This is a genomic window from Paenibacillus sp. IHBB 3054, assembly GCF_051594305.1.
GTDB lineage: Bacteria > Bacillota > Bacilli > Paenibacillales > Paenibacillaceae > Paenibacillus_AQ.
In genome coordinates, this window is sequence record NZ_JBOFBG010000001.1 from 539,678 (window position 1) to 562,774 (window position 23,097).

Genomic DNA, 23,097 nt, shown 5'->3' on the forward strand with positions numbered 1-23,097 from the left:
CTAGAAGATCAGCCAATCCGGCGTGACTCCCTGCAGCCAAATCGTTATCCGGAACATTTGATCCGTAAACAGCAAAACCCCCATTAAGACCATTAGTGCGCCGCCGATCTTCATCAGCACATTGGAATATTTCAGGATTTTTCTCGCCCCGCCCAGGAAGAAGGCCAGTGCAAAAAACGGCAAGGCGAAGCCGATACTGTATGCGGTAATCATCGTAAACCAAGTTCCCGGATCACTGGCGGAAAGCGCGATGATTGCCGTCAGAATCGGCCCGATACAAGGTGACCAGCCTGCGGAAAAGCCGATGCCAAAAATAAAGGAGCCGGCGTAACCCGCCGGTTTCCATTTCAGATCAAGCTTGCGTTCCCGCAGCAGAAACTGTGGCTGAAAAATCCCCAGCAGGAACAGTCCCATCACAATGATTAGGATAGCCGACAATTGGCGGATCAGATCACGCTGCCCGTTGAAAAATTGCCCGAACAGCCCGGCCCCAAAGCCGAGCGTATAAAAGACCACTGAAAACCCCAGGATAAAAGCCAGCGTATGCGACAGGGTGCGGAAACGTACCTCTTTGCTGTTACTGCCGCTCTTCAGCTGCTGCACGGATAACCCGGTAATATAAGATAAATACGAAGGATAAAGCGGCAGACAGCAAGGTGATATAAACGACGCCACACCAGCGGCAAAAGCAATTCCTGCATTCAGGTTCGACAAAGCGGCAGCTCTCCTTCCGGGTTCAGGGTCACTTTGCTAGTTACATACTTACGTGGGCAATCCTTTTTTGCCGATTAGTGTCAGGGTCAGCAGGGCAATAAGCAGCAGAACGATTGTTGCCCCAGGCGCCAGATTCCACACCCCCGCAACTACCAGACCCCCCACAACAGCAATCTCGGCAATGATAACCGACAGTACAACCGAAGACTTGAAGCTGCGTGACAGCAGCAGACTGATTGCCACCGGAATCGTCAGCAGCGCAGACACGAGCAGCGAACCGACAATCTTAATCGCCGTACTGATCACAAGCGCCGTAAGCACCGTAATGAGCATGTTGAGCAGCTTCACGGGCAGGCCGCTGACACTCGCCGCATCCTCCTCAAAGCTGAGCAGAAAAAACTCCTTGAAAAACAGCGTCACAACTACAACTACGGCAATCGTCACGATACCCACTACAATCAGATCTGTATTATTGAGCGTATAGATACTCCCGAACAGATAGCTCATCACATCCGCATTATACCCTTTGCCTAAGGTGAAAAACAGTGAAGCCAGCGCTACCCCACCTGACATAATAATCGCGATGGACAGCTCAGCGTAGCTCTTGTACGCCTTGCGCAGCTTTTCGATGGCAAAGGAGGCCACCACCGCAAAAATCAGACCTGCCCCCAGCGGATAAAACCCGGTCAGGAAGCCAAGCGCCACACCTGCGATGGTTACATGGGCCAACGTGTCTCCGATCATCGACAATCGTCTGAGCACAAGAAAAACGCCTATAAGCGGCGCGGTAATGCCGATCATCAGCCCGCCCGCAAGCGCCCGCTGAAAAAAGTCACTGAATAGAATTTCCAAGATATATTCTCCTCTGAATTTCGATTGCATATTAACATTTTCGTCTAAAACAATTTCGAGCCCTCCCAAACCCTCCATTCCAAGGGAGGGCCCCAAGGGCTCTGCCCTCTGGACACCCGCTTAAGTGCAACTGGCGTGGGAGAGGTGTATTGCGGTATCTGGTGACTGCGGAGGAAAGAACGCTTTTCCTCCCTTACGGGATATGCTTTACCAGTGCGGGATCTGGGTACGGAATAAGGACAAAGATCAAAGACTAAGATCAAAGACTAAGATCAAAGACTAAGATCAAAGACTAAGATCAAAGACTAAGATCAAAGGCTAAGATCAAAGGCTAAGATCAAAGGCTAAGATCAAAGGCTAAGATCAAAGGCTAAGATCAAAGACTAAGATCAAAGGCTAAGATCAAAGGCTAAGATCAAAGGCAAAGATTAAAAGCCTGGTCATCCTATGTTGTACAATGGATGACCAACGGTAAAACCGGCTTGTTTCAGCGGAGAAGAGCAATCTACTGCAGATGATACAATAGATTGCTCACTTTTGGCGCTGATATGGAATTCTGTTGCATTATGTGCAGCAGAATGCAGCAATATGGCTGAATAATGGTGCGTTCACTGAATTCTAGTGTAGGAAATACATCAGAATATAAAAACTAGTAAATATGTAGCTATTCTGCTGCACATAATGCAGCAGATCAAGTTATTAGTCCGTCCATAGATGCCAAATTAGGCGTCTTCTTATTAAAGTTAGTTTCTGGTTGAGTTGCTGATGCGGCAGACTGATGGTGAACGGTACGGTATCCGGTATAAATGTAATTACTGCAGCTGTTTAGCATGTCAGCGACTGGTTTGAAGTATTAAGAGTATTAAGAGTGTTTAGTGTGTTGTGCAGCCCCGGATCAGGTAAGTGTATGCTGCAGGTTCTCCACGGCGCAATCCTGGACGTCATGAGAGTGGCGGCAGTAGAAATTGATTTTGCCGTTTTTCTGAACCGGCTCCTGCCCCAGATAGTTTTTGATCATGTCGATGTCATGCGACACCATCAGGAAAGTCATATGATGATGGGCGTGCATATGCATAATGAGGTCGAAAAACCCGGCTTGCGTTTCGGCATCAATCCCCACGGTAGGTTCGTCCAAAATGAGCAAATCCGGATGGTTGATCAGCGCACGGGCCAGGAATACACGCTGCTGTTGACCGCCGGACAGCTGGCCAACTCTTTTCTCAGCGATATCCTGAATCCGCATTACCTCAAGGGCGTCCTCACACTGGCGCTGCTGCGCTTTGGACACTCTGCGGATCAGATTCTTATTGTTGTACAAGCCGGACAGCACGACTTCACGGACCGTTGCCGGGAACAAGGGGTTGAACGCATTTTTTTGCGGAACATAGCCGATGCGCTCCCAATCCTTAAACTTGCGGACAGACTGGCCGAATAATTTAATATCCCCGCTGGTTGCGGGCAGCAGCCCGACGATCATCTTCAGCAAGGTTGTTTTGCCGGCGCCGTTGGAACCGATAATTCCTAGGAAGTCCCGTTCCTTAACGGTGTAATTCAGATTGGAAATCACCTTCTGCTCTCCGTAAGAGAAGGAAAGATCCTGTATCTCGATCATATGCTGATGGCAGTCCAAGGATACCGATTGCATTGTGAAGTACCGCCTTTCACTTATACTTTCCTTACTATTGTAAAGCCAGAATTAGATTTTGCAAATTTTTCTCCATTAATGTGAAATAGTTGTCTCCATTCTTGTCTTGTTCGGTGGTAAGTCCCTCAACCGGATTTAGTACCATCGTCTCCACACCGGCTTCACCAGCCAGGGTTTTGGCCAGCTTGTCGGAAACCAGTTCCTCGAAGAAGATATAACGGATGCCTTCCTCTTTCACCAAAGCCGCCAGATCTAGCAAATCCTGCCCGCGTGGTTCCGCATCCGGGGACAAGCCCATGATGGCATGTTGTTTCAAGCCATAATCACGCGCGAGATAGGCAAACGCCTGGTGGGACACGACGATTTCTTTATTCGGCAGCTTGGCAAGCTCTGTCGTAAACTTGCTGTCCAGCGCCTGCAAGCGCTCTGCCAGCTTGTTATAACGTTCCTCATAACCGGATTTGTGCTCAGGATCGACGGACTGAAGGCTCTCTTTAATGTTCTTAGCCATCACAAGCGCGGATTTTGGACTTACCCAGGTATGGGGATCTGTATGCAGGCTGTCGGTGCCTGTTTCTTCGGAATGCTCTTCATCCGCATGCTCCTCACCTTCGTGCGCATGTTCCTCGCCTCCATGATCATGCCCGTCTTCTTTATCTGTCATAATATAATCGACGCCTTTGCTGACTTCAACAGCCTTGGCTTTACTGTCGCTGTTGAGGCTTTTGAGGAAGTTCGGCACCCATCCCTCAAGTCCAGCACCATTGTACAGAAACAGCTGAGCTTTGGAAGTATTGATGATATCCTGGCTGCGCGGGGTCCAATCATGAGGCTCCACACCCACCGGAAGCAGATTGATGACATTGGCATCTTCCCCGCCAATTTCTTTGGCAAATTCATATATAGGATAAAAAGTAGTGACTACATTCACTTTACCCTCAACGATACTCCCGCTGCTCTTGGGACCGCAGGCCGCAAGCGTTAGGATTACCAGCAGAGCAAGCACCAGCAGCAGCCCTCTGTGTGGTTTTGTTAAAGACATAATTGCTATCGACTCCTTAAATCGTAAATTTTACTATGAGAATTATAATAGTAATGGTTACGATAAGTCAACTCTCATGTTCTCTCGAACGTTCTGCTGCCAGAGTCAAATACAGCTTCAAAGCTTCGTGTATCCCTTGTATCCATCACAAAAAGGAACACCGCAGCCATTGCTGGCTTGCGTGCGTTCCCTTGCAATCGTTTGGCGAATCAATTGAATTTGCCCATTTGGACCCGTTATTTGTTCTGGTACAGCCTGCTTACTTCACAATTGCGCCGTTCGGCATGCTGTCCGGTACGGTTGCGATCGTCAGCTTGTCGCCTTTGGAGGCGGCCAGGATCATGCCTTGCGACAACTCGCCGCGCAGCTTCACCGGCTTCAGGTTGACGATGCAGATTACCTTTTGTCCCACCAGCTCCTCTGGAGTGTAGAACTTGGCAATCCCGGACACAACCTGGCGCTGCTCATAACCGAGATCAAGCTGCAGCTTCAGCAGCTTGTCTGCCTTCTTCACCGGCTCAGCGGCGATGACCTGGGCCACGCGCAGCTCGGCTTTGGCAAAATCGTCGATGCCGATTTCTTCCTTATGCTCTTCCTCCGGCTCAGCTGCTGCGCCGCTTTCAGCGCTTGCAGGCACAGGTTCTGCTTCTGCTGCCGCCGGTTTGCCGGCACCCATCGCCTCGGCGATATAGGCAACCTCTACAGCAACATCGAGGCGCGGGAAGATTGGATCGCCTTTGGCCAGCTTCGTTCCAGCTGGAATGAGGCCGAAGGTTTTGCCGCTGTCCCAGGCTGTCAGCTCACCCGGCTGAATGCCCAGCTGCTCCCATATCTTCGCCGGGGCGCTGGTCAGGAACGGCTGCAAAAGAATCGAAGCGGTGCGCAGGCCCTCCACGAGATGTCTCATTACGGAAGCCAGCTCGCCGGTTCTGCTCTCATCCTTCGCGAGCACCCAAGGCTGGGTCTCATCAATGTATTTATTCGTTCGGCTGATGAATGCCCCGATCGCTGTAAGCGCCACGGAGAACTCCATTTTTTCCATCGCTTCTTCAACTTTTGCATAGGTGCTGCCCGCAGCCGCTTCAAGCTCGCCGTCGAACGCCGTTACCTTGCCTTCGTAAGCCGGGAGTTCGCCGCCAAAATATTTCTCCACCATCGCCCCGGTCCGGTTCAGCAGATTGCCGAGGTCATTGGCCAGATCATAGTTGATCCGGTCTACAAAGCTTTCAGGCGTAAAGGTGCCATCCGAGCCAAATGCCACTTCACGCAGCAGATAGTAACGCAGCGCGTCCAATCCGTAGCGGTCGATCAGTGTAACCGGATCCACTACATTGCCCTTGGATTTGGACATTTTGCCGTCTTTCATCAGCAGCCAGCCGTGTGCGAATACTTTCTTTGGAAGCGGCTCGCCTAGCGCCATCAGGATGATAGGCCAGTAGATCGTATGGAAACGCACAATTTCCTTGCCGACAATGTGCACATCCGCAGGCCAGAACTTGTCATACAAGCTGCGGTCCTCGGAGCCATAGCCAAGGGCTGTGATATAGTTCGTCAATGCATCAATCCATACATACACGACATGCTTCTCGTCGCCCTTGACCTTAACGCCCCAATCGAAGGTCGTACGGGAGACCGCGAGGTCCTCCAGCCCGGGCTTAATGAAATTGTTGATCATTTCGTTCTTACGTGATTCCGGCAGGATAAACTCCGGATTCTCTTCATAATACTTCAGCAGACGGTCAGCATACTTGCTCATGCGGAAGAAATAGCTTGCTTCCTTGACCAATTCGACAGGGTGGCCGCTGTCCGGGCTTTTACCGCCGGTGATCGCACCGTTCGCGTCCCGCTCGATATCTACCAGCTGAGTTTCGGTGTAGAAGGTTTCATCTGGAATGCTGTACCAGCCTTCATATTCACCTTTGTAGATGTCGCCTTGCTTCAGCAGGCGGTCAAAGATATCCTGCACCACTTTCTTGTGCCGTTCTTCCGTCGTGCGGATGAAATCATCGTTGGAAATATCCAGCTTGCGCCACAGATCCTTAATGCCGACGACAATATCGTCAACGAACTGCTGAGGGGTCTTGCCGGCTTCAGCGGCCTTTCGTTCGATCTTCTGCCCATGTTCATCCGTACCGGTAAGATAACGGACCTCAAAACCGCGCAGGCGCTTGTAGCGGGCCATAGCATCTCCAGCTACCGTAGAGTAAGCATGCCCGATATGCAGCTTGTCACTCGGATAATAAATCGGTGTAGTCAGGTAAAAAGTTTTCTTATCGCTCATTTCATGTCATCCTTTCGTCTTGGCAAACACAATAAACACAAAAAACTCCCGCCCCTTTATGGGGCGAGAGTATACTCACGCGATACCACCCAAAGTTCCCTGGTTCTTCACAGAACACAGGCTTCGCCAGTTCCCTTGCGGAACTGTCCATTAACGCTGGAACACGCTGTTATCTTACTTAAGCCGCGACAATCCGGCTCCAGCTCGAACACAGTTCCTCCCGGACCATATTCAATCCTGCGTACCATACCGGCTCCCAGCTGTTCCCGGCTCTCTGTAATGGTCGTCCCGATCTACTCATCCGTTCCTCGGAATTTGATGTTATTATCCAAAATATACCCAAAATGCAGGCATCATGTCAAGTCGTGGGAGCCGCTTCGTCCCCGGTAGAGTGTTCTTTGCGCGGCGGTACCGGGTCCAGTCCCCCGGGATGGAAGGGATGGCATTTGCCAATGCGCTTCGCGGCAAGCCACGAACCCTTGACCGGACCATGGATTTCGATTGCTTCCAGCGCGTAGGCTGAGCAAGTCGGATAAAAGCGGCAGGTCGCCGGTTTAAGCGGCGAAATAAATTTGCGGTACACGCGGATTGGGGCCTGGATCGTTCTGCGTATAATAGGCATAATCAGTGCCCTTCTTTGCCGTGCGCCGCAAGTGCCGTCTCTTCTTCACGGTTCTGTTCACAATCCTTGCAGTAACCGAACACCTCAAATTTATGCTTGACCACCCGGAACTGATCCGGAGTATCCGTTAAATTCATCGGGCAGAAATGAATCGGGTAAGTCTTCATGCATTGAAGGCAAATCATATGGTGATGGTGATGATCCTGATTGCAGCTGCCTTTGAACTTGACGCCATCCTCAAAGACCACCTGCTCCAGCACACCCAGTTCCTCCATGACACGCAGGTTGCGGTAAACTGTATCAAAGCTGAGCCCGCTGTACTTGCGGCCCATATGCTCATAAACATCCTTCGCCGACAAATATCCCGTATTCTCGCCGAATAACTTGGCAAGCGTTTTGCGCTGATCGGTGATTCGCAGTCCCTGCCCCGACATGGCTTCCAGTATTTGTTCTGTCGACAGCATTCGCTCATCTCCCATAACATAGGTCATTTGTATTGCACTCTCTTTATAATGCCCCAAAACAAATGCCCCGTCAATGAAGCGGTCCACCCAAGACTCGCTTGCTGGAAGACTTCAGGCCTAATCCCCCTATATTTGACACAAAAAAGCTACCCTTCCTTGACGGAAGCGGCAGCCTTTTTTTTTAGATTGGAATGTCCGTTGCCGGACATTCCAGTATTACTTAAGTACTTCCCTGTTTATTTCTTCGGAGGAAGTGGTGTGAACAGGAAGTTGATCGACAAATTACTGCCGGAAGCCGGAGTAAACTGGATCTCTACTGGACCTTCATAATCACCGGTCCGGTACACAACGCTGTTCAAATCGGAACTTCCCAGACTTTTCTCGTTTGGCACCTGCACGACTTGATTGCCGTTAACAAGAACGGTGCCCATATAGTTTCCTCCACGCGGGTTAAAGGTAATCAGCGTATTGGCCGCTACTCGCTCCAGCCTGATTTTGTACAGAACACCGAAGTTCCCCAGGTTCGTTTCCTGGAGGCCTGTCAGAGCATCGAGGCCGAGCAAGTTCGGATCATTGTTATTGTCGCCGATCACGAGTCTGGCTGGAGTAGTTCCCACCAAATCCGTAACGTTAATGAGACGAGTAGAATCCGGATAGGTACCCCGATTATGCACTCCGTCACGCGGCAAGATAGGCGTTAAAGGCAGTGAAGAAATCGGCTCTTTATTCGCATCAATCATCATCACGGAATAGGTAACCGCTAAATCACTGTACAAATCAGCCTGCATCGAGACGTTATCATTTGGCTTCATGGCTATAGTATTCAGTTCTGTAAGAATCGATACGCTTTGTCCTGGCTGGATTACCGTTTGCTTGTACGAGCTGCCGTTCAGCATCGATTCCCAGTACCGTGTTACAGATTTCTGTCCGGTTAGCTCTGCAAATGAGCTAGGACCACCAAATCCGGAATATTGGGTTGTAATTGTCACAGGATACATATTGTCATTTGTGGCAATCACATATACCTTGGTGTTGATCGACAAATTATTCTTATGGTGAATCAGAAAACGTGTTGCACCTGTAGCCGTTTCACGGTACAGAACACCCTCGCTGAACACCGTTTCCGGGCTGTTGCTGCGGATCAGGGTAAACGGCTCGGAAGACGTGTTGTATTTTAGATTCGGCCAAGTAGGGACCGGAGAGCCGTCAAATTTGAATGCTGTACCGGGTACTGCGAACAGGCGGTTAAAATCCTCTTCATTGTAAAGTTGTTCTTCCGTAATAATAATTGTTTTCTCAAACGTATTGACGGCCCCATGGGAATCCGTAGCAGTCAGGCTGATGACTGTTGCACCGGGTGTAAAGAACGCCTGGGCTTTATTGGTCCATGTTACTGTAATCGTGTCGCCGTCTGGATCACTGCTGTTATCCGTATAAGTGATTGGTTCACCCATTTTGTACTGTTCCTTGTCTGTGACGAAATTTGCCACCGGGGCTTCATTCGGCTTCAGAACATTGATGGTCGCAGTGTACGGATCACTCGTGCGTCCATTGGCATCCACAACGGAATAGGTAACGGTATAAATACCGGGTTCATCATAGTAGTCCCGCTTGTCTCCACCCCATAGATCACTAACGATAGGTGTTCCATTCGGTGAACTGCTGGAGGTCACAAAGTTGACCATGGTTTGACCGGCATAAATTTCAGTAGGCTGAACGGTAAAAGAAGCCTTAGGCTTTGTGGAAAGTGTAAGAATTACACGTTTCTGAACAGTATCTAATACATAATTTAATTTCAGTGCCGATGTAATGGAGGTCAAAGGAATCATAAACGTTCCTTTGTACTGGTAGGTTGCACCCTTCATTGTGGACTTCTTGCCATTGACTGTATAGGTTTTGCTGTTCAGCTTAAAGCGCATTACATCGCTGCCTTTTGTAACTACGGTTTCCTTGGCCTTGGAATCATAAGTAACCTGCAGTCCTACACGTTCCACCATCGCCCGGATAGAGACGTAGGATACGCCGTTCTTGACTGCCATCGGCTGATTGGCCAAATATAACACACCGTTTACGTACATTTTGTTGCTGTTCAACATCAGCACCAGCTGATCATCGCCTGTGGCGGAGAGCATCTGCGCATCCATACTGTTCGTCTGCATGTACGTTTGATCGGTAACCGTTGCTGGCGGTAGCGGTGTTGCCGTAGGCTCTGCAGACGGAGTCGGTGAAGCTGTACCGTCCAACAATCCGCCTGACAACGGGTCAGTAGATAGAGGTACAGATGATGCTGACGGTGTTGGTGTTGCCTCCGCGGTACTCACGTTACTCGTCGAAGTGGTGCTGACGGGTGCGGCGAAAGCCGGCACTGCTGCGGCAATCTGTGTGATGGCCAATACAGCAGCTAATGATAATTTCTTAAGATTCATGATATGACTCCTTCTACTCCCAGTTGTAGTATATAAGGCCTGCAGTTCTCTCTCTGTAATCCTTATATTCCCCGCAAAAACGCATGACGCCCCGAAAGGACGGCAGGCAAAATTTTGCCACATGCTTTTTACAAAACATAGTATTAGACGCAGTAAGCCCTTAAAAGTTTCATTAAATGTAAAGAAAGATCAAAATCCATTTTCAACCTGTAAAAATATGATTTTTTTATAAAAAAACCGAGGTTGCTGCGTTTTGTTATATTCTCCTTTATTTACCTTTCATCTACGGTCTACAAACGGATATTGGCCCCTACGTGTTATATCGTCAGAATATTTTTTCGATTGCCTGACTTCCGAACACAGTGGAAGAGTGGCTGAGAGAATTGGAACTTGGGAGCAATTTATTGAGACAGGCAAAATCATCAAAAAAAAGACGATTAGCCTTGACGTTCAAGGTTAATCGCCTTTTATAGTATTATTTGCAGTGCCGGTTGTTCTCTTCCGTTACGTACGTTCAGACCTTATATTGCCATGACAGCAAAACAGTTATACTTCCCGGAACTGATCACGGTATTCCTTGGGGGACATTCCTGTCTGCTTCTGAAACACTTTGGTAAAATAACGCCGCTCCTGATAGCCTACACCAGAGCTAATCGCCGTGATGCTCTTGTCGCTGCTCGCCAGCATGAACTTGGCGGCTTCAATCCGCTGCTGGGTCACATATTCCACAAAGGTCATCGCAAAGCGGTTCTTGAACAACAGGCAGAAGTAGCTGCCGCTGATACCTATCTTGTTCGCGACTTCTTCTATGCCCAGATCATAATGCAGCCGCTCCGAAATATACTGTGCTGCCAGATTCATCAGCTGATCCGGTGTTTTTTTGACGGAATCGTCGGCTGCAGGCACTTCCTGAAACAGCGGAATGCTATTGTACAGCTTATCCTTGTACTGCCTGCTGCGGATTTGCGTACCGATCTCCCGTACCTTGTTGCCAAGCTCCTCATAATGAATCGGCTTGCAGATATATTCCTTTACACCAAGTCGTATGGCTTCCCGGGCGTAATCAAATTCCTGGTAGCCGCTGAGCAGCAGTACCTCGCTCTCCAGACCCATCTCCCGCAGCTTGCCAATGAACGTCAAGCCGTCCATCACCGGCATGCGGATATCGCATAGCACAAGGTCCGGCGCGTTCTCCTCGGCAATTCGTAATGCTTCCATGCCGCTGCGGGCCATACCGGCAACCTCCATCCCCATTTCCTGCCATGGCAGCACCCTGTTGAGATTGTTCAGAATGGGAGCTTCGTCGTCAACCAATAATACTTTTAGCATAATGATCTTCCCCCTGCCCGTATTTAGGTATGACGCATTGGATGATTGTTCCTTCACCCGGGCTGGCACAGATGAATATCCCGTATCGGTCGCCGTATTCAATCCGGATACGGTCAGCCACACTGCGCACCCCAAGACCACGCCGCTCCGGATGAATGCCATGCTCCTGGTTCTGTCCCGCCTGCTCCGCAGATTCATGGACCATATACTGGAACATTGAGAGCTGGGCCGGAGTCATCCCGATTCCGTTATCCTCAATCTGCAGGATCAAGTTGCCGCGGTCTTCCCAGCCCTTTACAGTCACCTTGCCCTTGTAGCCGATCCCCTCAAACCCGTGCTGGATACTGTTCTCCACCAGCGGCTGCAGTGTCAGCTTGAGGATACCGCAGCCCATAAGCCCTTCCTGGATGTCTATTTCATAATCGAATACATCCTCGAAACGGAATTTCTGGATATCGAGATAATTACGCAGGTGAGTGACTTCTTCTTCCAGTGTGATTTCATCCCTGTCCTGAATGCTGATCCGCAGAATGCTGGCTAGCCGGTAGACCATCTCGCTAACCTTGCGGCCTTCATTCTGCACAGCAAGCACATTGATCGACTCCAGCGTGTTGAACAGGAAATGCGGCTTGATCTGTGCCTGCAGAACCCGCATCTCAGCCTGATTCTTCCGTCTTTGCTCCAGATGAATCCGATTAAACAAGCCGTTGATTTTATCCATCAAATCATTAAAGCCTTTGGCAAGCAATGTCATCTCGTCATTGCCCTTCTCCTCAACCCTTGTAGTAAGATCGCCATCCTCCACGCGTCGCATAAAGCGGACAATAACAGCAATCCCGCCTGTTATCCGGTTCATAAAGAACAAATTAAAGATGACGGCAGCCAGGAAGCAGAGAAAGATAACCCCGACGAACCAGCGGGCAAACACTGTAACCTCCCGTGACAACGAACCCCACGAAGTTATGGAAACGAGGCTCCAGGGATATTCCTTCAGATGATAGACGGACAGAATACTCTTCTCCCCGTCGAACTGGGTTTTGAAGCTTTGAAAACCTTCTTTGAAGGTAATATTTTTCGCTGTAAACGACTGGAAATCCTGTCCGTCCAGCTTGCGGTCTGGATCCAGCAGAATCATTCCGTCATCGTTCACCAGCATGAAAGAGACCTTTTGGTTACTGTCCCCAATCTTCAAATTCCGGAATATGGATTCGAACTCCCAGTTCTTGATCTGCACGACCAGAATGCCGATGTCCTCAAAGAAGCTAAGCTCCTTCACTAGCCGGATCTGTGTGAACACTGCTTCTGTTCCTGTCAGTTCCGGATATTCATGCGGTGCCAGCCATTTCGGCACACCATTGAGCTTCATGACCTCCTGATAGAGAGCACTTCCTTTGAATTTATCGTAAGGGAGTGTGCGGAAATTTTCCTTGTTGAATACCGATACGATCTCCGAGCTGCCTTTACCGTTAAAATTGTACAGAAAGGCATAGCTGATCGAAGGGTGATTATACAGCAGACTACGGAAATTGCGCTGGCTGGCATTCAGGCTCAGCTGCTCAGCATCAGTCAGGTCCTGTTTTGAAGGATCATCCGCGCTGAGCGCCATATGAAACACCGAGGTAGCAATTCCGTTGTCTGTCACGTTGTTCATGTCCTTAAAGACGCTGGAGATGCTGTAGCTGATCGCTTTAAGTGAATACTCGGTCTGCTGGCTGTATTTCTTCTCAATTGAATTATAAGTAACGAAGAACATAATCATGCCAAGAATAAACAAGGGGATGATAATCAGGCCCAAAAATGCCGTAAATAATTTATAGCGCAAATTCATCGGCAGTGCTCCTGACTGTGAATAAGGTTATCCTTTTACGCTGCCTGCCGTTACGCCTTCAATAATTTTCTCCTGCAAAATGGCGTAAATAATAATGACCGGCAGCACACTGTAGACAATGCCTGCAGACATTTGCGCATAATTCATCTGATACTGATCGCGGAATTGGACCATTCCCACCGGAAGTGTGCGCAGCTCGTCATTCGAAAGAAAATAGTTAGCCAGCAAAAATTCATTCCAATTTCCCAGGAAATTAACAATGAATACTGTAACCATGGCGGGAACCGTCAGAGGTACAATAATTCTAGCAAAGATACCCGGAGCCTTCAAGCCGTCCATAACTGCCGCTTCTTCAATTTCACTGGGCAAAGAACGCATAAATGCGGCCAAAATAATAATCGTAAACGGTATTGCATTGGCAATATAAGGGATAATCAATGCCCAATGTGTATTCAGAATATGCAGTTTGCGCACAATTGTATAAATCGGCAGCATCAGCGCATTGTTAGGAATAAGCATTCCGACCAGTACAAGCGAGAACAAGATACCGTTCCATTTGCCCTGCCGCATCCGTGTGACTGCAAAGGCAAACATCGACGCCAGCAAAATAGAAACAACGGAAGCCAGCACTGAAATGTACAAGCTGTTAAAGAAGTAGGTGCTGATCTTGGCATTGACCCAGGCCTCCACATAGTTGGAGAAGGCAAATTCCTTCGGAATGCCGAATGGATTCAAGGCGATCGCGTTGTTGTCTTTCTTTACTGAAGAGAACAGGACGAACAGGAAAGGAAAAAGAATAACAAGCAGATACGACAACAGCACAACATGCGGCAGACTCTTTTTCAGGCGTGGCATCAGTATTCAATCCTTTCATTGCGCCGGGCAAACAGCAGATGATACAGCGCCGTAACCACAAGCGTGAATGCAAAGATCAGGACTGCTATGGCATTGCCGTAGCCATATTTAAAGTTGGTGATCGCGTATTTTATCATATAAGTTGCCATGACCTCGGTCGATCCAGCCGGACCGCCTTTCGTCATCACGATGACGATATCCGCAGCCTTCATTGCACCGGCGATGGAGAGCATAATAACTACGGAAATGATCGGCACAATCAGCGGCAGTGTGATGCGTGTGGCACGCTGAAAGCCGGTAGCGCCGTCAATGGCCGCAGCTTCATCCAGTTCACTAGGAATGGATAGAATAGCCGCCAGCACCATAACAATGTAGAATCCGGTCCACTGCCAGGCATTCGTGATCAGAATGGACAGCATGGCAAACCGCTCATCCGACAGCCAGTACACCGGCTCAATGCCAACGAGACCAATCAGCTTATTAAAGAGGCCAATATTGGGCTCATAAATAAATCCCCAAAGTATGCCGATTACCGCAGTAGACATAATAGAAGGCATAAATACGGCTGTCTTGTAGAGTCCTTTCAGTTTCTTAACGTTGGCAATCAATAGCGAAAAGAATACGATCAGGGGAACCTGCACGCACACGGAGAACAGGATAAACCAGCCGTTATTCTTCACCGAAACCCAGAAGCGTTCATCTCCAAGCGCTTTTTTGAAGTTAGTGAGGCCGGTAAATTTAACCGTATCTGATACTCCGTTCCAACTGGTGAAGCTATAGTAAAGCGAACTGAAGATCGGATATATAAAGAACATGAAGAACAATACAAGTGCAGGAATAACAAACAGGATAAAGACCAATGGATTTCTGAGTGATTTATTCATGACTACCTCCGATTGCTTAGACTATCTGGGAGCGATTAGGGCAGATTTTAAAAATGTACCCTGGAGCAAGCGCCAGGGTACATAGAATTCACCGTTCCTTATTCCACTGCTGCGTTAGCTTCTTCTTGAACTTTTTGCAGCGCCTCGCCCATTTTTTCAGGTGTTGTCTGTCCGCCGATCAGCTTCTGAATTTGAATGTTGCTGATCTCGGTGGTGACATCCGCTTGAACCAGAGAGTCAAAGGCAGGGAATGAAGACTGGGAATTATTCAGTACCGCTACGATTTCACTCATCAGATCATCGGTAATATTCTCGTTCAGGATATTCTGATCAATCTTCATGGCCGGCAGCACTCCGTCCTCTACCAGACCGCGAAGCTGCATTTCTTCATTGTACATATTCTTGATAAAAGATTTCACTGCAGCCAGCTGACGCTCATCATCTGCCGCTGAAGCCGAGAACCCGTAACCGTTGTTCACATCGCGCATCAGTGCTGTTTGGTCGCCTACCCCTCCGTCAACTGCCGGGATATTGAAGAATCCAACCTTGCCGATCAGACCTTCACCGGATTGTCCTGCTTTGAATACAGAGGATTTCCAAGTTCCATCATAGAGCAGAATGGCTTCGCCACTAGTGAACTGGGTGGTATACTCAGCATATTCGAAACCAAGCTCGCCTTTTTTGAAGTAGCCTTTATCTACCCATTCCTTGTATTTCGCAAAACCTTTCACGACATTAGCATCGTTCCATTTGGCTTCGCCGGTCGCGAATTTAGCCGTTACATCCGGTCCGGCATAACGTGACCAGAGGTGGTTGGCCAGCATTAGCGGCACCCAACCAGCTTTGGAAGCGCCAGCCAGCGGTACTTTGCCATCAGCCTTAATATCGGCCAGTTGCTGCTCAAGCTCTGCAAAGGTCTTCGGAGCTTCCCAGCCCTTGCTGCCATAGTATTCTTTATTATAGAAGAAACCTTCACCGGAACCGCCGATTGGCAATCCGTAAATTTTGCCTTCATAAGTAAATGGATCAAGATTCGAGAATTTGTCTTTAATGCCCAATTCTTCGAGAATCGGGGTTAGGTCAAGCAATTTCCCTTCTTTGGCGTATATTTTGGAGTCAGGGCTCCCAAAGAGATCGAACACTGCCGGAGGATTGCCGGCGGCCATTTCACCGCGCAGCTTCTCTTTGCGGTTCACATCCGAATCTACACCATCCAGTTTGAATGTCAGGCCCGGCACTTCACTCTGAACCTTGCCTACCACATCCTCCAGAATAGCTAGACGTTTCTGCTTATCAGCACCAACCTGCGTATGACGGATCGTCATTTCGAAAGGCTCAGCGCTTGCAGGCTCATCAGTGGCAGCAGCATTGGTTGCAGCAGTTGAATTGCTTGGTGCTGCAGTTTCTCCATTGTTGCTTGCCTTATTATTGTTGCCTCCACAACCAGCCAGCAAAGCAGAAGAGACAAAAACCAGGGACAACAGCATAGTCATACTTTTTCTCATTACGGGTGACCCTCCCTATTTATTAATTTCCCTTACAACTCTTATTATAAAAAACAGTGTGTGTAATCGTAAGGTTAAGATTCATCTACTATAGGGATAAAATACTCTAATGTAAGCGAATACAACTCTAAAAAATCACACCCTACGTCATTTATAGTTACATATACTGAAAAATAATTCCATAGAAAATAGACTTTGCGTCATTAAACCTCTACACAAAATCATTCCTCCTGCAAAATAGTCCCTTAATCTGCTGGAACATAACATGCCTTCTGGATCATTAAAAAGCAAAAAAGCCGTTTCCGCAGTACATAAGCTACTGCAAGATACGGCTTCGGCTTCCTATAATAAGTATCATCACTTAACAAGTGCTGTCTCGTTGCGTCCTTCTTCAATCAGCCGGTAAGCGCGCTGCACTTCTTCTTCGGTCGGTGAGGGTACCCCTTCTAGCTCATAGGGACGGCCAAGTTCTTGCCATTTATAAATCCCCATTTGGTGATAAGGCAGGATTTCAAACTTCTCTACCCCATTAAGCGTTCCAACGAATCGGCCGAGATTCAGCAAATCCTCTTCCTTATTATGAATGCCAGGAACATACACATGGCGGATCCACATTTTACGGTTATGATCTGACAACCAGCGGGCCAGCTTCAATGTACGATCATTCGATTTACCGGTCAGCTTAATATGCGCTTCATCATCGATATGCTTGAGATCGAGCAGCACAAGATCAGTAACATCCAGCAAATCGCTGATCTTCGAACCATCATTATAGCCATTTGTATCCAGTGTGGTGTGCAGATTCCAGCGCCGTTTCACTTCAGTGAACAGTTGTTTGACAAAATGCGCCTGCAGCGTTGGTTCGCCGCCAGATACGGTAAGCCCGCCACCTGAAGACTTATAATAATTCAGGTAAGGTTCAATTTCCGCCAGCACTTCCTCGATGCTCATTTCTCTGCCTTCATTAAGCCCCCAGGTATCCGGGTTATGACAATACTGGCATTTCAATAAGCAGCCCTGCATAAATAGAACAAAACGGATACCAGGCCCGTCTACGGTCCCGAACGTTTCTAAGGAATGTATATGTCCATTAGCCATATGATGACTTCCTTTCGAAAAGAACTTAAAATTTTAATTAATTTTTAGCAAGATTTTACCGCCCCCTGAATCAAGGGCGGTATCACCTCACTGCTATTACATCTTATACAAGAACTGTATTACACAGTTAATTTAATTACATTGTACCGTGGAATGTACGGTTGATAACATCCAACTGTTGTTCACGGGTCAGCTTGATGAAGTTAACAGCATAGCCGGATACACGAATGGTCAATTGAGGATAGTTCTCCGGATGATCCATAGCATCGATCAGTTGTTCACGGTTAAATACGTTAACGTTCAAGTGCTGAGCGTTGTTGTGGAAGTATCCGTCCATCATGAATACCAGGTTGGACTTACGGGACTCTTCGTCTTTACCCAGCGCCTTAGGAACGATGGAGAACGTGTTGGAAATACCGTCTTGTGCCTCGGAATACGGCAGTTTGGCAACAGAGTTCAAGGAAGCCAGTGCGCCTTTCTTGTCGCGTCCATGCATCGGGTTAGCACCTGGAGCGAACGGTTCACCTTTCTTACGTCCATCAGGAGTAGTACCAGTCTTCTTACCGTAAACTACGTTCGAAGTGATGGTCAATACCGATTGAGTCGGCATAGCATCACGGTAAGTTTTGTTTTTGCGGATCATCGACATGAAGGTTTCAACCAGTTCAACCGCGATGCTGTCAACAGCGTCGTCGTTGTTGCCGTAGCAAGGGAATTCACCTTCGGTTTCGAAGTCGATGGCGATGCCTTGTTCGTTGCGGATCGGTTTAACCTTAGCGAATTTAATTGCACTCAGGGAGTCAGCAGCAACGGACAGGCCGGCGATACCACAAGCCATCGTACGCAGAATGTCACGGTCATGCAGTGCCATTTCGATGCGTTCGTAGGAATATTTGTCATGCATGTAGTGGATGATGTTCAGGGTGTTGACATAAGTCTTAGCCAGCCACTCCATCATCGGTTTGAAGCGTTTCATTACTTCGTTGTAATCCAGATATTCGGAAGTGATCGCAGGGAATTCAGGTCCGACTTGTACGCCTGATTTCTCGTCTACACCACCATTGATCGCATACAGCAAAGCTTTTGCCAGGTTGGCGCGGGCGCCGAAGAACTGCATTTGTTTACCGATGCGCATTGGGGATACGCAGCAAGCAATTGCGTAATCTTCACCCCAATATGGACGCATTACATCGTCATTCTCATATTGGATAGCGCTGGTTTCGATGGAAACCTTAGCACAATATTTTTTGAAGCCTTCAGGCAGTCTTTCGGACCACAGAACCGTCAAGTTAGGCTCTGGAGCAGGTCCCAGGTTGTATAGGGTATGCAAGAAGCGGAAGCTGTTCTTAGTTACGCGTGTTGTTCCGTCTTCAGCCATACCACCGATGGATTCCGTTACCCAAGTAGGGTCGCCGGAGAACAGTTCATTATAGTCAGGCGTACGCAGGAATTTCACAATACGCAGTTTCATTACGAAATGGTCAACGATTTCTTGTGCTTGTTCTTCAGTAAGAGTACCTTCTTCAAAATCGCGCTGTGCATAGATGTCGAGGAAGGAGGATACGCGTCCCAAGGACATTGCAGCACCGTTTTGTTCTTTTACTGCCGCCAGATAACCGAAGTATACCCATTGAGTAGCTTCTTTGAAGTTGTTCGCCGGTTTGGAAATATCAAGACCGTGAGCGGCAGCCATTTCTTTCAGCTCGCCCAGAGCGCGGATTTGCTCCGACAGCTCTTCGCGCAACCGGATTACTTCTTCAGTCATGGAATCAACTTCAAGCTCGGTTTGTTGTTGTTTCTTGTCTTTGATCAGGAAGTCGATACCGTACAGGGCAATACGGCGGTAGTCACCGATAATGCGTCCGCGGCCGTAAGCATCAGGAAGACCTGTAATAACGCCGGATTTACGCACTGCTCTCATGTCAGGTGTATATGCATCAAACACGCCTTGGTTATGCGTTTTGCGGATATTCGTAAACATTTCGACAATGTTGTTCGGAAGCTCGAAGCCATAAGCTTTGGTGGCATCGATCATCATCTTAATACCGCCGAACGGTTGAACAGAACGTCTGAAAGGAGCATCAGTCTGTACGCCTACAATTTGTTCCTTGTCCTTGTCGATGTAGCCTGGCTTGTGGGAAGTGATGGTAGAGACAGTATCCAGGGAAACGTCCCATACGCCGCCTCTTTCTCTTTCTTCCTTGCTCAGTTGGGAGATAATCTTCCACAGTTCAGTAGTGTTGCTGGTAGGACCTACGAGGAAATCTTCGTTTCCTTCATAAGGCTTGATGTTCTTGGAAATAAATTCGTTAACGTCGACTTTTCTGGCCCATTTACCTTTTGTAAAACTTCTCCAACTAGACTTCACTTCTTGTACATCTTTTTCAATCACCGACATGCTAAATCCCTCCATTTATATTTATTATATTTGTAGAGATCGCGGGCTTGAAGGTTAATCCCGTGTCTCGTGATCCCAAAGATATGGTTGTAATTAAATTCACAATCGCGTCTTCATAACTGGGACCGTTCTTTATATAAACATTTTAGTTTATTTTCTGAAAAAGGACTGTGACAAATATCACCTTTCCGGTGATATTTGTCACTACCATCCCCTTCCATATTAACCTATAACCTTATCCTTTGCTAAGCAATCACCAATTAGTTGTCGAATCTTCCGTAGAATGCGTTGCGGTATACATCAGCAAGTTCAGTAACCAGCGGCAATTTAGGGTTGGCAGTAGTACATTGGTCTTCAAATGCACGGTCAGCCAGATAGTCTACGCGGGATTCGAAATCCTTAGGATCAAAGCCGAGTTGTTGAAACGACTCTTCAATGCCCAATTTTTTGTTCATGTCGCGGATTGCATTGATCAGGCTGGTTACGCCTTCTTCGGTAGTGCGTGCAGGCAATCCCAGAATACGGGCGATTTCTGCATAACGTTCGTCAGCTACAAAGTGCGAGTATTTAGGGAACGCAGCAAACTTCGTTGGTTTCTTGGCATTGTAACGGATAACGTGCGGCATCAGGATGGCATTGGTACGTCCATGAGCCGTGTGGTATTGACCGCCCCATTTGTGCGCCAAGCTGTGGTTGATGCCCAGAAATGCATTAGCAAATGCCATACCAGCCAGCGTCGATGCGTTGTGCATTTTTTCGCGGGCAAGTTTGTCGCCTTCAAGTGCGGATTTCTCCAGGTATTGGAATACCAGCTGGATGGCTTTGATAGCCAGACCATCGGAGTAGTCACTCGCCATAACGGAAACATAGGCTTCAATCGCATGTGTCAATACATCCATACCTGTATCGGCAACAGCAGTCTTAGGCAAGCTATATACAAACTCAGGGTCGATGATCGCTACGTCCGGAGTCAGCTCATAGTCTGCAAGCGGATATTTAGTGTTATTTGCAGTAGTTTTGTCAGTAATAACCGCGAAAGAGGTTACTTCCGAACCTGTACCCGATGTTGTTGGAATAGCTACAAATTTCGCTTTGTTGCCAAGCTTAGGGAATTTGTATACCCGTTTGCGGATATCCATGAACTTTTGTTTCAGACCGTTAAAGTCAGCATCCGGGTGTTCATAGAACAACCACATTCCTTTTGCAGCATCCATTGGCGAACCGCCGCCGAGTGCGATGATGCAGTCCGGTTGGAATCTGTTCATCATAGCTGTACCTTTTTCTACGGTAGTTGTCGATGGATCCGGTTCAACTTCCGAGAACACTTCGATCGCTACAGGGGTCTGGCGTTGACGCAGGTAGTGTTCTACTCTTTCTACATAACCCAGTTTAACCATCATAGGGTCAGTGATAATTGCTACGCGGGTAATATCAGGCATTTTGGCCAGGTATTGAGTGGATCCCTTTTCGAAATAAATCTTATCAGGCACTTTAAACCATTGCATATTCACGGTACGACGGTTCACCCTTTTCACATTGATCAGATTGATGGCAGTTACGTTTTGCGATACCGAGTTGCGTCCATAAGATCCGCAGCCCAGAGTCAACGAAGCGATATTAGTATTGTAAATGTCGCCGATGGCGCCATGTGTTGAAGGCGAATTAACAAGAATACGTCCAGTTTGCAGACGGTTCGAGAACTTCATGATAACTTCTTCATTGTTGGAATGGATAGCCGAGCTGTGTCCCATACCGCCGAATTCGACGATTTGAGCTGCACGTTCGATCCCCTGATCAGCGTTCTTAACCTTGTAGCAAGCCAGAACCGGGCTAAGTTTCTCAGCGGACAGCGGGAACTTGGTGCCAACGCCTTCGAGTTCAGCTACCAGAATCTTCGTTCCGGCAGGAACCTGGATACCGCACATTTCAGCGATCTTCACAGCGGATTGACCTACGATTGCCGGGTTAACCGCACATTTTTCCACATTCATTGCGCCGTTGGTCAGCTTAGCAGCTTCTTCTTTATTTACAAAGTAGCAACCATTTGCGATCATTTTCTTTTTCACTTGGTCAAAAATTGCTTCTTCAATAATAACAGCCTGCTCGGAAGCGCAAATCATACCGTTATCGAAAGTCTTGGAAAGAATAATGTCGGTAACCGCTTGGTCGATATCCGCACTCTTCTCAATGAAGGCAGGTACGTTACCAGGGCCTACGCCGAGAGCCGGTTTACCGCAGCTGTATGCCGCTTTAACCATTGCAGATCCGCCTGTTGCCAGGATAAGAGCGACGTCCGGATTGTTCATCAATGCGTTTGTTTTGTCCATTGTCGGAAGCTCAATCCATTGGATACAGTTCTCAGGAGCGCCTGCTTTCACAGCTGCATCATGAAGAATTCTTGCTGCTGCGGCACTACACTCTTGCGCTGATGGATGGAAACCGAATATAATAGGATTACGTGTCTTAGCGGCAATCAGTGCTTTAAACATCGTGGTGGATGTTGGGTTGGTTACCGGTGTGATACCCATTACGATTCCGACCGGCTCGGCAATTTTTTGGAAGCTGTCATATTTATTATCTTCAACGACGCCTACTGTTTTGTCGTATTTAATTCCGTGCCAGATATATTCAGTTGAGAAGATGTTCTTCGTAATTTTGTCTTCGTATACACCGCGTCCTGTTTCTTCTACAGCCAATTTTGCCAGGTACATATGCTTGTCGAGCCCAGCCAATGCCATTGCATGAACGATTGTGTCAACTTGCTCTTGATCCAGCGCCATATAAGCTTCTTGAGCTTTCTTTGCTTTATCCACCAAAATCTGAATATACTCTTCAGCGGTGGTTTGTTTCACTTGGGCGGCGACTTCGTTTTTAACTGCCATCTCCCTCGTCCTCCTGTCAATTTTTAGGTTGTTTTTCTCTACACATTTATCTTATCACATCCTCTCCAACATTTAAAGTGAAATCTTTCACAAAGTTTAAAGTTTTTTTTGATTTGTTTTCAAAGCGCTTTCATTTAATCATATTCAGGTATTATTTCCATTTTATATGGTAAAATTCGCTTATATTTGTCCAATCTGCGAACACCAAAATAAGGACACTAACCGTATTAACCTGTTACAGGGCTCCATAAAGCATTATTTTTCTATTTATT

The 23,097-nt window shown here is 47.8% G+C and carries 16 protein-coding genes; all 16 read right to left on the minus strand.

All coding sequences use genetic code 11. The features are described 5' to 3' along the window. Nucleotides 1–714: a cytochrome c biogenesis CcdA family protein gene (locus ACQ76X_RS02740; RefSeq protein WP_038594949.1), complete on the minus strand. Its 714-nt coding sequence runs from the start codon at nucleotides 712–714 to the stop codon at nucleotides 1–3. Between the two features lie 48 nt (nucleotides 715–762). Further along, nucleotides 763–1,566 carry a metal ABC transporter permease gene (locus ACQ76X_RS02745; protein WP_038594950.1) on the minus strand — a complete coding sequence of 268 codons (804 nt, stop codon included), beginning with the start codon at nucleotides 1,564–1,566 and terminating at the stop codon, nucleotides 763–765. Nucleotides 1,567–2,461: 895 nt separating this feature from the next. Beyond that, nucleotides 2,462–3,211, minus strand: a complete 750-nt coding sequence (locus ACQ76X_RS02750; RefSeq protein WP_076108873.1) for a metal ABC transporter ATP-binding protein — start codon at nucleotides 3,209–3,211, stop codon at nucleotides 2,462–2,464. Nucleotides 3,212–3,245: 34 nt separating this feature from the next. Continuing rightward, entirely contained in the window at nucleotides 3,246–4,253 is a 1,008-nt protein-coding gene (locus tag ACQ76X_RS02755; protein WP_438491329.1) for a metal ABC transporter solute-binding protein, Zn/Mn family, read from the minus strand. A gap of 259 nt (nucleotides 4,254–4,512) precedes the next feature. Beyond that, the gene (metG, locus tag ACQ76X_RS02760) at nucleotides 4,513–6,534 is read right to left on the minus strand and encodes a methionine--tRNA ligase (RefSeq protein WP_438491331.1); all 2,022 of its coding nucleotides are present in this window, start codon (nucleotides 6,532–6,534) and stop codon (nucleotides 4,513–4,515) included. Between the two features lie 358 nt (nucleotides 6,535–6,892). Then, nucleotides 6,893–7,156, minus strand: coding sequence for a membrane protein insertion efficiency factor YidD (yidD, locus tag ACQ76X_RS02765; protein ID WP_438491333.1), 264 nt, complete (start codon nucleotides 7,154–7,156; stop codon nucleotides 6,893–6,895). A 2-nt stretch (nucleotides 7,157–7,158) separates the two neighbouring features. Beyond that, the gene (locus ACQ76X_RS02770; protein ID WP_076109008.1) at nucleotides 7,159–7,620 is read right to left on the minus strand and encodes a Fur family transcriptional regulator; all 462 of its coding nucleotides are present in this window, start codon (nucleotides 7,618–7,620) and stop codon (nucleotides 7,159–7,161) included. A 236-nt stretch (nucleotides 7,621–7,856) separates the two neighbouring features. Further along, nucleotides 7,857–10,046, minus strand: coding sequence for a stalk domain-containing protein (locus ACQ76X_RS02775; protein WP_438491335.1), 2,190 nt, complete (start codon nucleotides 10,044–10,046; stop codon nucleotides 7,857–7,859). Between the two features lie 546 nt (nucleotides 10,047–10,592). Then, nucleotides 10,593–11,375, minus strand: a complete 783-nt coding sequence (locus tag ACQ76X_RS02780) for a response regulator transcription factor (RefSeq protein ID WP_438491336.1) — start codon at nucleotides 11,373–11,375, stop codon at nucleotides 10,593–10,595. After that, on the minus strand, nucleotides 11,353–13,203 hold the full coding sequence (locus ACQ76X_RS02785; RefSeq protein ID WP_438491338.1) for a cache domain-containing sensor histidine kinase: 1,851 nt from the start codon (nucleotides 13,201–13,203) through the stop codon (nucleotides 11,353–11,355). Before ACQ76X_RS02785 ends, ACQ76X_RS02780 begins: the two co-directional genes overlap by 23 nt. 27 nt (nucleotides 13,204–13,230) lie before the next feature. Next, nucleotides 13,231–14,058 carry a carbohydrate ABC transporter permease gene (locus ACQ76X_RS02790; RefSeq protein WP_038594962.1) on the minus strand — a complete coding sequence of 276 codons (828 nt, stop codon included), beginning with the start codon at nucleotides 14,056–14,058 and terminating at the stop codon, nucleotides 13,231–13,233. Continuing rightward, nucleotides 14,058–14,942, minus strand: a complete 885-nt coding sequence (locus ACQ76X_RS02795; protein WP_038594963.1) for a carbohydrate ABC transporter permease — start codon at nucleotides 14,940–14,942, stop codon at nucleotides 14,058–14,060. Before ACQ76X_RS02795 ends, ACQ76X_RS02790 begins: the two co-directional genes overlap by 1 nt. A gap of 98 nt (nucleotides 14,943–15,040) precedes the next feature. Next, nucleotides 15,041–16,447, minus strand: coding sequence for an extracellular solute-binding protein (locus tag ACQ76X_RS02800; protein ID WP_438491340.1), 1,407 nt, complete (start codon nucleotides 16,445–16,447; stop codon nucleotides 15,041–15,043). A gap of 357 nt (nucleotides 16,448–16,804) precedes the next feature. Next, nucleotides 16,805–17,545 carry a pyruvate formate-lyase-activating protein gene (gene pflA / locus ACQ76X_RS02805; RefSeq protein ID WP_438491342.1) on the minus strand — a complete coding sequence of 247 codons (741 nt, stop codon included), beginning with the start codon at nucleotides 17,543–17,545 and terminating at the stop codon, nucleotides 16,805–16,807. A gap of 136 nt (nucleotides 17,546–17,681) precedes the next feature. Further along, nucleotides 17,682–19,943 (minus strand): formate C-acetyltransferase, encoded by a 2,262-nt coding sequence (pflB, locus tag ACQ76X_RS02810; RefSeq protein ID WP_438491344.1) that lies wholly within the window; start codon nucleotides 19,941–19,943, stop codon nucleotides 17,682–17,684. Between the two features lie 260 nt (nucleotides 19,944–20,203). Beyond that, nucleotides 20,204–22,825, minus strand: a complete 2,622-nt coding sequence (adhE, locus tag ACQ76X_RS02815) for a bifunctional acetaldehyde-CoA/alcohol dehydrogenase (RefSeq protein WP_438491346.1) — start codon at nucleotides 22,823–22,825, stop codon at nucleotides 20,204–20,206. Between the last annotated feature and the right edge of the window lie 272 nt (nucleotides 22,826–23,097).